At 52.4% G+C, this 12,508-nt stretch carries 12 protein-coding genes; 5 read left to right on the top strand and 7 right to left on the bottom strand.

The window, feature by feature from the left end; translation table 11 throughout:
- Positions 1 to 141: 141 nt before the first annotated feature.
- Positions 142 to 831 (top strand): CPBP family intramembrane glutamic endopeptidase, encoded by a 690-nt coding sequence (locus OGV74_RS11620; protein WP_086504063.1) that lies wholly within the window; start codon positions 142 to 144, stop codon positions 829 to 831.
- Positions 832 to 861: 30 nt separating this feature from the next.
- Here OGV74_RS11620 and ynfM read toward each other — a convergent pair whose 3' ends face one another.
- Positions 862 to 2,115, bottom strand: coding sequence for a multidrug efflux MFS transporter YnfM/SxtP(Kp) (ynfM, locus tag OGV74_RS11615; protein WP_003028925.1), 1,254 nt, complete (start codon positions 2,113 to 2,115; stop codon positions 862 to 864).
- A gap of 107 nt (positions 2,116 to 2,222) precedes the next feature.
- Between ynfM and ynfL the strand changes: the two genes are divergently transcribed.
- The 3 genes from ynfL (at position 2,223) to bioD (ending at position 5,291) form a co-directional block, all read left to right on the top strand.
- On the top strand, positions 2,223 to 3,131 hold the full coding sequence (gene ynfL / locus OGV74_RS11610) for a multidrug efflux transcriptional activator YnfL/SxtR(Kp) (RefSeq protein WP_087878788.1): 909 nt from the start codon (positions 2,223 to 2,225) through the stop codon (positions 3,129 to 3,131).
- Positions 3,132 to 3,249: 118 nt separating this feature from the next.
- Complete coding sequence (gene mlc / locus OGV74_RS11605; RefSeq protein ID WP_086504064.1) at positions 3,250 to 4,470, top strand: sugar metabolism global transcriptional regulator Mlc; 1,221 nt, start codon at positions 3,250 to 3,252, stop codon at positions 4,468 to 4,470.
- A gap of 125 nt (positions 4,471 to 4,595) precedes the next feature.
- Complete coding sequence (bioD, locus tag OGV74_RS11600; protein ID WP_003028922.1) at positions 4,596 to 5,291, top strand: dethiobiotin synthase; 696 nt, start codon at positions 4,596 to 4,598, stop codon at positions 5,289 to 5,291.
- Here bioD and clcB read toward each other — a convergent pair.
- The 6 genes from clcB to OGV74_RS11570 form a co-directional block, all read right to left on the bottom strand.
- Complete coding sequence (gene clcB, locus OGV74_RS11595; RefSeq protein WP_286520835.1) at positions 5,247 to 6,536, bottom strand: voltage-gated ClC-type chloride channel ClcB; 1,290 nt, start codon at positions 6,534 to 6,536, stop codon at positions 5,247 to 5,249. The genes bioD and clcB overlap by 45 nt on opposite strands.
- A 119-nt stretch (positions 6,537 to 6,655) precedes the next feature.
- Positions 6,656 to 7,270, bottom strand: coding sequence for a Tat proofreading chaperone DmsD (gene dmsD, locus OGV74_RS11590; protein WP_086504065.1), 615 nt, complete (start codon positions 7,268 to 7,270; stop codon positions 6,656 to 6,658).
- A gap of 42 nt (positions 7,271 to 7,312) precedes the next feature.
- Positions 7,313 to 8,167, bottom strand: a complete 855-nt coding sequence (locus tag OGV74_RS11585; protein ID WP_086504066.1) for a dimethyl sulfoxide reductase anchor subunit family protein — start codon at positions 8,165 to 8,167, stop codon at positions 7,313 to 7,315.
- A 1-nt stretch (position 8,168) separates the two neighbouring features.
- A complete protein-coding gene (locus OGV74_RS11580) occupies positions 8,169 to 8,786 on the bottom strand; it encodes a DMSO/selenate family reductase complex B subunit (protein ID WP_086504067.1) in 618 nt (205 codons plus the stop codon).
- 10 nt (positions 8,787 to 8,796) lie between these two features.
- Complete coding sequence (gene ynfE / locus OGV74_RS11575; protein ID WP_286520832.1) at positions 8,797 to 11,235, bottom strand: selenate/tellurate reductase subunit YnfE; 2,439 nt, start codon at positions 11,233 to 11,235, stop codon at positions 8,797 to 8,799.
- 148 nt (positions 11,236 to 11,383) lie between these two features.
- Positions 11,384 to 11,692 carry a DUF1161 domain-containing protein gene (locus OGV74_RS11570; protein ID WP_085951541.1) on the bottom strand — a complete coding sequence of 103 codons (309 nt, stop codon included), beginning with the start codon at positions 11,690 to 11,692 and terminating at the stop codon, positions 11,384 to 11,386.
- A 102-nt stretch (positions 11,693 to 11,794) separates the two neighbouring features.
- Here OGV74_RS11570 and OGV74_RS11565 point away from each other — a divergent pair, with 102 nt between their 5' ends.
- Entirely contained in the window at positions 11,795 to 12,505 is a 711-nt protein-coding gene (locus tag OGV74_RS11565) for a YnfC family lipoprotein (protein WP_080971890.1), read from the top strand.
- Positions 12,506 to 12,508 lie beyond the last annotated feature (3 nt).

Below are 12,508 nucleotides of genomic sequence, written 5' to 3'. Positions count from 1 at the left end.
GTGAAGTTCCGGAGTAAAGAGAGTTTTGGCATTGCCCCAATGGGCATTGCGTAAAAGTTGGTAGGTTGTCAGTGATAATGAGAATTTTTATCATGTATCAGTAATTCATCAACTTATCTTCGATGAGCGCAAGGAGATTGTATGTCACAGGATGCCGACAACCTGTATATCGCCAGGACCAAAGCAGTAGCTGGCTGCTTTTCAATGTTTTTACTGATGTTTGGCCTCACGTTTACCCCGTTGTTTTTCCCCGCGAGTCAGGACCTGCTTGCCAAAGGGCTACTTTTCCCGCTGTTGTTTGCATTGGAATTTGTTGTGCTGGTTCCGCTGTATTACTTCTTCTTCAGAAAAAGAAAGGGGCTGGGCAAAGGCATTTTCAACGCCAGGTGGTTTACCATTTTGTTCGCGGCGCTGCTGTTTATTCAGCTTATCCTGCCATTGATTTTGGGTCTCAGACAAACCGAAGCGTGGGTGACCAGCCAAATATCCTTAAGTAGTTACGCATTGTGGTTATCTACGTTGACTCTGATATTTATTGCGCCAGTTTATGAAGAAATTGTTTTCAGAGGCTGTTTATTCAACGCGTTCCAGTACTGGTTCAATAATAAAACCTGGCTGTCGTCAGTGGTGGTATCGGTCATTTTTGCCATCATGCATACGCAGTATGTGGATCTACGTACGTTGCTGATGTTGTTTCTTGTGTCGCAGGTTTTGATCATCGCCAGACTGAAAAGCAACGGCCTGTTGATGCCGATCATGCTGCATATAGTGATGAACGGGACGGTTATTGCTCTGCAAATGGGAGCCCAGACGTTACTGCCTGATTCATAAAGGCGATGCCCGGAATCCGGGCATCGGGGATTATACGTGCAGACGATGGTGCAAACGTGCGCCGACCAGCAACGCCAGCACCAGCATCAGGGCGATAAATCCGCCCACGCCGTTCCAGCCGTAGCTGTGCCAGAATACGCCGCCGAGCGTACCGGCAATACTGGATCCCAGATAATAGCTGAACAGATACAGGGAAGAAGCCTGGCCTTTAGCGCGTTTTGCCCGTGGTCCAATCCAGCTGCTTGCTACGGAGTGCGCGGCAAAAAAACCGGCTGAAAAGAGCAGCATCCCGGCGAAGATCAGCCATAGCGATGTGAACAGGGTCATCAACAGTCCAACCAGCATTACGCCAGTTGAAAAGAGCATTACCGGGCCACGGCCATAACGAGTGGTCATAGAACCTGCTTTTGGCGAACTCCAGGTCCCGGTCAGATACGCCACAGATAACAGACCGACAACCGCCTGGCTGAGCTCCCACGGAGAGAGCATCAGGCGGTAGCCGATGTAATTAAACAGCGTGACAAACGATCCCATCAGTAAAAAACCTTCCGCAAACAGCAGCGGCAAGCCTCTGTCGCGCCAGTGCAAGCGGAAGTTGATAAACAACGTTTTCGGGCGCAGCGACGTTGGTCTGAAATGACGAGATTCCGGCAGGATTTTCCAGAACATCAGCGCAGAGGCAAGGGCAAAACAGCCGATCGCCGCCAGCGCGATACGCCAGTTAAAAAAGTCGGTAAACACGCCGCTGATCAAGCGACCACTCATACCGCCAATCGAGTTACCGCTGATATACAAGCCCATTGAGAAGGCGACGAAACTAGGATGAATCTCTTCACTCAGATAGGTCATCCCTACCGCCGCGACCCCGCTCAGTGAAAGTCCTATCAGCGCCCGCATGATTAAAATACCGTGCCAGCTGGTCATCATTGTTGAAAGGAGCGTACAACAAGAGGCGAGCAGCAGTGCGGTAACCATCACCGGCTTGCGGCCAATAGCATCTGAAAGTGGACCGGTAAACAGTAACCCTATCGCCAGCATCGCCGTTGAAATGGAGAGCGAAATACTACTGCTGGCAGGAGAGACTCCAAACTCGTGCGAAAGCACAGGCAGTATGGGTTGTACGCAATAGAGGAGGGCAAAAGTCGCCAGTCCGGCGGAAAACAGCGCCAGCGTGACACGCATAAATGGGGATGTTCCGCGTTTGATAAAACCATCCGGCGGGGTAACTATCTGTTCATCAACATCGCTTGTTGGCGCGGTATCGACAGTTGTTGTACGGCTCACTTGAAATCCTTGCTCATCCAATTACGTCTACAGGACCAGCCTTAAGAGTATGAAAATCACAATATTCTGTCTAATATATTAATAATCTCAAATAATATTTTAAAAATATGAATATCGAACTGCGTCATTTACGTTACTTTGTGGCCGTTGCCGAAGAGTTGCATTTTGGTCGGGCGGCAGCGCGATTAAACATTTCGCAACCGCCGCTAAGCCAGCAGATCCAGATCCTTGAACAGCAGGTTGGCGCCCGGTTACTTGCCCGAACTAACCGTAGCGTGGCGCTGACCTCTGCCGGAAAGCAGTTTCTTGCAGACAGTCGGCAGATCCTCGGGCTGGTTAATGAAGCCGCCGCCAGGGCTGAGCGTTTGCATTTGGGAGAAGCAGGGGAATTGCGTATCGGCTTTACGTCGTCGGCGCCGTTTATCAAAGCCGTTTCAGATACGTTATCTCTGTTTCGCCAAAGCTACCCTGCAGTGCATATGCAAACCCGCGAAATGAACACACGTGAGCAAATTGCCCCGCTCAATGAAGGGACGTTGGATTTGGGACTTCTGCGCAATACGCAGCTTCCGGAAACGCTGGAGCGTGAAATCATTCTGCATGAACCACTGATGGCGATGATCCCTCGCGCGCATCCGTTGGCGCAAAAAACCGTGGTCACGTTGGCCGAGCTGGCGAATGAGCCATTTGTCTTTTTTGATCCCCATGTAGGGACAGGGTTGTATGACGATATTCTTGGCCTGATGCGTCGCTATGGACTAAAACCGACGATTGCGCAGGAGGTCGGCGAAGCGATGACTATCATCGGGCTGGTGGCTGCAGGATTAGGGGTTTCTATACTTCCTGCTTCTTTTAAACGGGTGCAGCTATATGAAATGTGTTGGATCCCGATAGCGGAAGAAGATGCTGTCTCGGAAATGTGGTTAGTGTGGCCAAAGCATCATGAGCAAAGTCACGCCGCGCAACGTTTTCGTGAGCAGCTGCTGGCGGCCGTTCAGGCGATTAATTTAGTTTAAAAATGAGTGAAAATGTGCAGTAAATCACAAGGCTAAGTAAAAAGTTGACGGGAGCCATTGAAGTGCTTCACCATAGCCCGCAGATTATTTCGGAGCGCGAAAATAAAGGGAGTAAGTGGTGGTTGCTGATAGTCAGCCTGGGCATATCGATCAAATTAAGCAGACCAATGCTGGCGCGGTTTATCGCCTGATTGATCAGCTGGGTCCGGTATCGCGTATTGATCTCTCTCGCCTGGCGCAATTGGCGCCTGCCAGTATTACTAAAATTGTCCGCGAAATGCTCGAAGCGCACCTGGTGCAAGAGCTGGAAATCAAGGAAGCGGGCAGCCGTGGGCGTCCGGCAGTTGGGCTGGTTGTTGAAACGGAAGCCTGGCACTATTTATCCATCCGTATCAGTCGCGGCGAGATCTTTCTGGCACTGCGCGATCTGAGCAGCAAACTGGTGGTAGAAGATTGTCTTGAAATGGAGCTGGTCAGTGAAACACCGCTTCTGGAACGTGTTATTACCCAGGTCGACCAGTTTTTCATCCGCCATCAACAAAAGCTGGAACGCTTAACCTCCATCGCCATCACCTTACCCGGCATTATTGATACTGAAAACGGTATCGTGCATCGCATGCCATTTTACGAAGATGTCAAAGAGATGCCGCTGGGCCAGGCGCTTGAGAACCACACTGGCGTACCGGTCTATATTCAGCATGATATTAGCGCCTGGACCATGGCTGAGGCGCTTTTCGGCGCATCGCGTGGTGCGCGCGACGTCATTCAGGTGGTGATCGATCATAACGTGGGTGCCGGGGTGATCACTGACGGTCATTTACTGCATGCAGGCAGCAGTAGCCTGGTGGAAATTGGCCATACGCAGGTGGATCCGTACGGTAAACGCTGCTACTGCGGTAACCATGGTTGTCTGGAAACGATCGCCAGCGTCGACAGCGTGCTCGAACTGGCGCAGGTGCGCTTGAAGCAGTCAATGAGTTCTTCTTTACACGGACAACCGCTGACGGTAGACGCACTGTGTCTGGCGGCAATGCAGGGTGATTTATTGGCGAAAGATATCATTAGCGGCGTCGGGACCCACGTCGGCAGAATTCTTGCCATCATGGTGAATTTGTTCAACCCGCAAAAGATATTGATTGGGTCTCCGCTCAGTAAAGCGGCAGATATCTTGTTCCCTACCATCGCTGACAACATTCGTCAGCAGGCACTTCCGGCTTACAGTCAGCATATAGTCGTCGAAAGTACGCAGTTTACCAATCAGGGGACGATGGCGGGGGCGGCGCTCGTTAAGGACGCGATGTATAACGGTTCTTTGTTGATTCGTCTATTACAGGGTTAACATTTTTTAACTGTTGTACGAAAAATTGCGCTATCTCAAGCTGATCCTGGTCGTCATACCTTAGACTTTCTCCACTGTTTTATTTTCCTGACTTATATTTTCAAAGCATAACGGTGGAGTTAGTGATGCTGAAGCGTTTCTTTATTACAGGTACAGACACTTCTGTTGGGAAGACCGTGGTTTCCCGCGCATTACTACAAGCGTTAGCGTCAGGGGGTAAAAGCGTTGCGGGTTACAAACCTGTAGCCAAAGGCAGCAAAGAGACGCCCGAAGGTCTGCGCAATAAAGATGCGCTGGTGCTGCAAAGCGTGTCCACTATCGAACTGCCTTACGAAGCGGTCAACCCGATTGCGCTCAGCGAAGACGAAAGTAGCGTAGCGCATAGTGGTCCGGTCAATTACACCCTGTTATCCAACGGTCTCGCAAGCCTCAGCGAAAAAGTCGATCACGTTGTCGTGGAAGGCACCGGAGGCTGGCGGAGCTTGATGAACGATCTGCGTCCGTTATCTGAATGGGTGGTGCAGGAACAACTGCCGGTGCTGATGGTGGTGGGTATCCAGGAAGGCTGTATTAATCATGCTATCCTCACCGCACAGGCGATTGCCAGCGACGGACTGCCGCTGATTGGCTGGGTCGCGAACCGAATCAACCCGGGGCTGGCGCATTATGCGGAAATCATTGATGTGCTGGGTAAAAAATTACCTGCCCCGCTTATCGGTGAACTGCCTTATCTGCCTCGTGCAGAGCAGCGTGAGCTGTCGCAGTACATCCGTCTGTCAATGCTCGGCAGCGTGCTGTCGGTAGATAGAGTCGTGGCGTAACGTACGCGACAGCACCGACGCTAGGACACAGGCAATCAGTAATCCGGGGAGCAGGCGATACTCCCCGGTCATTTCACAAACCATCAAGGTCGACATTATTGGTGCATGCGTGGTAGCCGCCAGCAGCGTGGCCATCCCCGTTAAGCCCAGCAAAATAGCAATTTCATCCGAGCCCGGAAGCCATAATCCCCATACCTGACCCAGCAGCATGCCCACCGACAAGCCGACAAACAGCGTTGGCGTAAACACGCCACCTGGCGCACCGGATCCACTGCTGGCAAGCACCGCCAGTAATTTGCAGATAAAAATCCCGCTAACTACGGCCAGCAGCGGTGGCGAAAGTAAATATGACTGCACCACGCTGTAGCCATTACCCCAGACCGCAGGCGTGAGCAATGAAAGCAGGCCAACGATCAACCCGCCAAGCGCCAGTTGCCACGGCGGCGAGAGTTTTAAGCGCAAAAAACCATTATGGCTGGCGGTCATCAGCCACATGAAGAGCGGTCCGCAGATGCCAGCAGCCAGACCGGTGCTGACAATCATAACGTATTCCAGAGTATGTAATTCCCGAGACAGGTGAACGGTATACAGCAGTGCATTGCTGTCGCTAAGCAGATTGGTGGTGAGTAATGCGACTACGGCGGACACCACTACCGGTCCCAGTGATGCGAGGATCAGCGTGCCAAACAACACTTCGGCAATAAATAAACTGCCCGCCAGCGGGGCATGATAGGCTCCGGCCATACCCGCTGCGGCGCCGCAGGCAATCCATAACTTCCATTCTGTACGTGGGGTAAAGCGTTGAGCAAAGCAGGAAGCCGCCAGCGCCGCCAGTAAAATCATGGCACCTTCGCGTCCGATAGCGCTCCCGCTGGCGACAACCAGTAACGAGGCCAGCGATTTCACCAGGCTTGCACTGACGTCAAATTGTCCGTCGGTTTGTAGAGCTTCCATATAATCAGTGGGAGCCTGTTGGCGTAAACGGTTAAATTTTTGCCAGCCCCACAGCAGTAATCCAGCCGCCAGACCGCCGAGTGCAGGTGTCAGCATACGCCTTAAAGGCGAAAGGTTTGTCGCAGCGTTGACCAGACTCCCCGTGTTATTGCTCAGAAACAACCATTCGAGAAGCAGCATGGCATGACGAAATCCTGCGACGGCCAGCGCAGCAAGGACGCCAATCAACGCGGCGATCAGCAGACGGCGGAACATGGCGCGCAGGTCAGGATAAGCATGTAAATGATGCATGTGTGGCCAGAGAGGAAGTTTCAGACGTTTTATTTTGCGGCTATTTGACAACAGAAGCAAAAGCTCAGCGTGCGCAACAGGATGCACCACAGGCAGTATGCATCCTGCCTGTGACGAAATTAACGAAACAAAGGCTTATCGGCTACCGGGATCAGTAACTGTGATTGCCACTGTGCCAGCGTCAGACGCGCCAGCTCACCCAGCGCCTGGTAGAACGGGTGATCGGCTTTTTCGATAAATACATTAAGGAAGCGCGATGACCATGGGAACAGATGCCAGGCCAGCAGCTGTTCGCACTCGGTGTGGCGTTCGTTCTCAGCAAGCCAGGCCGTCAGCAACAGTAGTGAACCAAAGTGATCTTCTGGCTCATTTTGCTGCATAGCAAACTGGATACCGTTGTCCCGCATCCACTGACGCAGAGCCAGCGTGGAGTCGCCAAACAACACGTTTTCACGATCCAGCCAGACGGATCCCCAGGGCGGAGAAGGGAGCGCATAAGGGCCAACAAACAGACGTTGCCAGGCCTGCGGGAGAGACTCATCGGCCTCAGCCTGAAACTGTGCAACTAACGGCGAAAGCGTTGTCTTTTCAAGCGGCCACTGCGCATGCCAACCATCGTTGCTTAACGCACTGACCAGTGCCGAAGCTTCGGCACTGTCTGGGGCATAGTAAAACAGCGCGCCGAGCACACGCGCTGCGGTGGAAAAGTTGTCACGTTGTGAAAAATGGGTCATGCAAACAATCCTGAACAGTGCGGGTTGCCCCGCACCCGAAAATTAACCTGCGACAGCCATTCCGACTGTCATATGTAAACCGTAAAACAAGCCGCGGCCAATGATTTCACCGGCGAGGACGGACACTAAGCCCAGCGCCAGTCCGCCGACGGACGGTTCTTTGCGACGGACAAGCGGGCATATCCAGCAGCCCAGCCCCGCAACCAGCAGGAGGATGCGCCAGATCTGCAGGCTTGCGTAGTCGGGCACCAGCGCGCCGGCGTTTTGTACCGAACTGTGGATTTCGCCGAGCGACAGTCCCTGCAGCACAACAACAGCCACGGTCACCAGTAGGGCCAGCGCGCTGATGCCGGCGAATCTGGCAGGGCTGCAGGAAACACCCGCAGCCCGCAGCAGCAGGGCGGCAAACAGCGGTCCACTGAGCAGCATCGTCATGAAAAACGCCAGTGTAGTATAGCCATTATACCAGGTTGGGACGGTGTCTATCTGGTAGACGTTGGTCATCGCATAGACAAATACCAGGCCCAGCAACATGCTCAACAGCAGCCAGATTTTACCTAATGTTGCGGGCATTTTACCGAGAAACGCCACCAGCCACCACAGGCCACCGACGGCGAAAAACAGCGAACCGCTGGCAATTTCGTTACTCAGCGCCGATGCGCCAATTCTGTTCAGCGAGTTAAATGCGCGCAGCGGCGAACCTAAATGCATGACCGAGGCGAGAAAGGCGATGCCCATCACCAGCCACAGAAAAAACATACTGCGAACGATACGTTGTTTTACCCGCTCGTCTTTAGCGGTCAGCCAGCCGTAACCACTTACGATCAGCGCCCCGGCCACGCACTGGCCGAGCACCGTAAACAGGACCAGCGGCCATTCATGCCATCCATTTCCCATTTTACACCTCCTTTGGATTAGCCAGAAAACCCGTGGTATCCCCGGTCGGGCGGCAATTGGCGTTGGGTTTGATAACAATACTCGGTCTGGTGAAGTGCGCACCCGGCAGCGGGGCGACGGCTGCCAGATCACCATGTTTTTTGCGCAGCTCATCAATGGGACCGAAGTCCAGCGCACGCAGCGGACAGGACTCGACGCAGACAGGCTTTTTGCCGTCTGCCACGCGGTCATGACAGCCATCGCACTTGGTCATATGCCCTTTGGCGGCATTGTACTGCGGTGCGCCGTACGGACAGGCCATGTGGCAGTAACGACAGCCAATACACACATCTTCATCAACGACCACAAAACCATCATCACCTTTATGCATAGCCCCGCTGGGGCAAACCTTGGTACAGGCCGGATCTTCACAGTGGTTGCAGGCAATGGAGAGGTAGTAGGCGAAAACGTTCTGTCGCCAGACGCCGTTGTCTTCCTGCCAGTCACCTCCGGCGTATTCGTAAATCCGGCGGAAACTGACGTCGGGGGTGAGATCCTTGTAGTCTTTGCAGGCCAGTTCGCAGGTTTTGCATCCGGTGCAACGACTGGAATCAATAAAAAATCCATACTGAGTTGTCATGGGTTAGTCCTTAAACCTTCTCGATCTCGACCAGATTAGTGTGCTGCGGGTTGCCTTTTGCCAGCGGTGAAGGGCGCTGTGTTGTCAGCGTATTGACGCAGGCGCCATGATCAATTTTGTCGCCGGTCATATCGGCATCGTGCCATGCACCCTGGCCCATTGCGCTGACGCCAGGCAGGATCCGCGGCGTCACTTTGGCCGCAATACGTACTTCACCGCGGTCGTTAAAGACCCGCACCATATCGCCATTTGCAATACCACGCTTTTGGGCATCGACAGGGTTGATCCACACTTCCTGGCGGCAGGACGTCTGCAGAACATCGATATTGCCGTAGCTGGAGTGCGTACGGGATTTGTAATGGAAGCCAAACAACTGCAGCGGAAATGCGCTGCGTTTCGGATCATCCCACCCTTCAAACGTAGAGGCGTAGACGGGAAGCGGGCTAATTACTTCGTCCTTTTGCAACTCCCAGGTGTTGGCTATTTTCGCCAGTCGACTGGAATAAATTTCAATCTTTCCGGACGGTGTTTTGAGCGGATTGGCCTGCGGATCGTCGCGGAATTTTTTATAAGCGACAAAATGCCCGTTAGGGTCTTTACGTTTATAGATCCCCATTTTTTTCAGCTCGTCATAGGAAGGCAGCGCGGGGTCTTTGGCCAGCATTTTTGCATACAAATACTGGAGCCACTGTTCCTGAGTACGGCCCTCCGTAAAGCGTTGATAGATATCATTGCCAAGGCGTTTGGCGACTTCGCTCATTATCCAGTAGATCGGTTTACGCTCGAACTTCGGTGACGTCGCGGGTTGAATAAAAATGAGGTATCCCATGTTGCCCGCATAGTCGTTAGGAATAATGTCTTCCTGTTCGACGGTCATTAGGTCCGGCAGCAGAATATCGGCATATTTGGCCGAGGATGTCATGAAGTTTTCGATGACCACTATCATTTCGCATTTCGTATCATCCTGAAGGATCTCATGCGTTTTATTGATATCTGAGTGCTGATTAGTAATGGTGTTGCCCGCGTAGTTCCAGATAAATTTAATCGGTACATCGAGCTTATCTTTCCCGCGCACGCCATCGCGGGTTGCGGTCATTTCCGGGCCACGAGCGATGGCGTCGGTCCAGCTAAAGCAGGATATCTGGGTCTTGATGGGATTCTCCGGCAGCGGCATGCGTTCAATCGTGATGGTGTAGGTTGATTCTCGTGCACCGCTATTGCCGCCGTTGATGCCAACGTTGCCGGTCAGGATAGGCAACATCGCGATCGCGCGTGAGGTCAGTTCGCCGTTAGCCTGACGTTGCGGACCCCAACCCTGACAAATATATGCCGGTTTTGTGCTGCCGATTTCCCGAGCCAGTTTGATAATGCGATCGGCGGGGATCCCGGTGACATGCGAGGCCCATTGGGGCGTTTTAGCGATACCGTCATCGCCGTTGCCAAGTATATAGGCCTTGTAATGTCCGTTAGCGGGGGCGTCGGCGGGTAGGGTTTTCTCGTCATAACCAATGCAATATGTGTCGAGGAACACCTGATCGACAAGATTTTCGTTAATCATAACCCAGGCAAGTCCCGCCACGAGTGCGGCATCGGTTCCTGGGCGGATAGGGATCCACTCATCTTCACGACCCGCAGCGGTATCGGTATAGCGCGGATCAATGACGATCATCCGGGCATTAGATCGCTCCCGGGCCTGCTCAAGGAAGTACGTTATTCCGCCGCCGCTCATGCGCGTTTCGGCAGGATTATTGCCAAACATTACTACCAGTTTCGTGTTTTCGATGTCGGATGTGCTGTTGCCGTCATTTGAGCCGTAGGTATAGGGCATTGCTGCCGCGATTTGTGCGGTGCTATAAGTGCCGTAATGACTCAGAAATCCGCCATAGCAGTTCATCAGGCGAGCGACCAGCGAGGCATAAGGAGAGGAGCGCGTAATGTTGCCGCCTACAATGCCTGAGGTGTAATTAATATAAACAGCTTCATTACCGTATTTCTCTACGGTATTTTTTAAACTGCCACTGATGGTATCCAGCGCTTCCTGCCAGGTTATACGTTCGAATTTTCCCTCACCACGTTTGCCTACGCGCTTCATCGGATAATTCAGGCGATCCGGATGATTGATCCGTCGGCGGATTGAACGCCCACGCAGACAGGCACGAACCTGGTGCTGACCATAAATATCGTCTCCGGTCGTATCGGACTCCACCCATACGACTTCGTCATCTTTGACGTGGAGTTGCAGGGCGCATCGACTACCGCAATTCACGGAACACGCGCCCCAAACCACTTTCTCTTCAGCCGGTTGTATCGCCTGTTGTACCGCAGCGGCGGCGGTGCGCATTCCAAAAGGTAATGACAGCCCGCCTGCGGCAAGCGCCAGCGAACCGATAGCCGAGGATTTCACTAACGTCCTGCGGCTGATGCCTCCATATTGCTCAATATCAGACATAACTCACTCCATTATAGTTATCGCTATATATTAATCTCTACAGCGAAATTAATAGCATGCTAATAATGGAGTGAGTTTACCCATTTATGAGTAAGTCATCTTAATGCATATCAAACTGGAGTAACCCTCCGCGCACGGAGGGTGAGATTTATTGCGGTTCGGCGACGTGTCCGTCTTGTGCAGATGTGCTATTGGCGGGGGCGTTGCCGCTGTTGGTCCGGGTATAGAGAATTTTGTGCGTATCATTTGCACAATGTCCGACTACCAGTGAGTCAGGTTGATCGGCCTGATCGTTGGGGACAATATTCAGCGTGAAGCTGGATTCAGCAACACCATTATTGATGATGCGCTGTTCGATATCGCTTTTTACGCGTTCGCATGACGCGGGTGCCGCCAGAACCTGCGGGGAAGCGACTACCAATATGATCGCGGCAATTCCTGGTATGTATTTCATCATCAGCTCCTTTATGATCGACTTAAACTAAGATTAGCATTTCTGGTGTAAATAACTGTATTTGCTAATATGATTGAGAATTATCTTCTTATCCCGGTGAAAAATGTGAAGAAACAGACCCTGTTAGGTTTCCTGTGCGTCGTGCTGGTTGGGTGTGATAACGCCAAAGGGCTGGTTTCCTTTACGCCGGAAATGGCCAGTTTTTCCAATGAATTTGATTTCGACCCGCTGCGTGGGCCGGTGAAAGATTTCAGCCAGACGCTGCTCAATGATAAAGGTGAGGTTACTAAGCGTGTCGTTGGTACGCTGTCACAGGAAGGTTGTTTCGATACGCTTGAACTGCACGATATTGAAAACAATACCGGTATGGCGCTGGTCCTGGATGCAAACTACTACCGGGATGCCGAAACGCTGGAAAAACGGATCCGTTTACAGGGCAAATGCCAACTGGCGGAACTGCCTGCGGCAGGAGTGGTGTGGGATACCGACGATAACGGTTTTGTCGTTTCTGCCACGGGGAAAGAGATGAAGGTGGAATATCGCTATGATGCGGAAGGCTACCCGCTGGGTAAAACAACCGTCAATAAGGACAATACCTTACAGGTTGATGCCAAACCGTCGGTCGACCCGTTGAAGAAGCTGGATTACACCGCGGTGAGCCTGCTCAACAATCATCCGGTAGGCCACGTCAAACAAACGTGCAAATACGATGAATACGCAAATCCGGTCAACTGCCAGCTCGTTATCGTTGACGAGAGCGTGAAGCCGGCAGTTGAACACCATTACTCAATTGAAAACACCATCGCGTACTATTAGTCA

It is taken from the genome of Citrobacter sp. Cf116 (genome assembly GCF_030336505.1).
GTDB lineage: Bacteria > Pseudomonadota > Gammaproteobacteria > Enterobacterales > Enterobacteriaceae > Citrobacter > Citrobacter freundii.
This window is presented reverse-complemented; position numbering and strand designations above follow the sequence as displayed.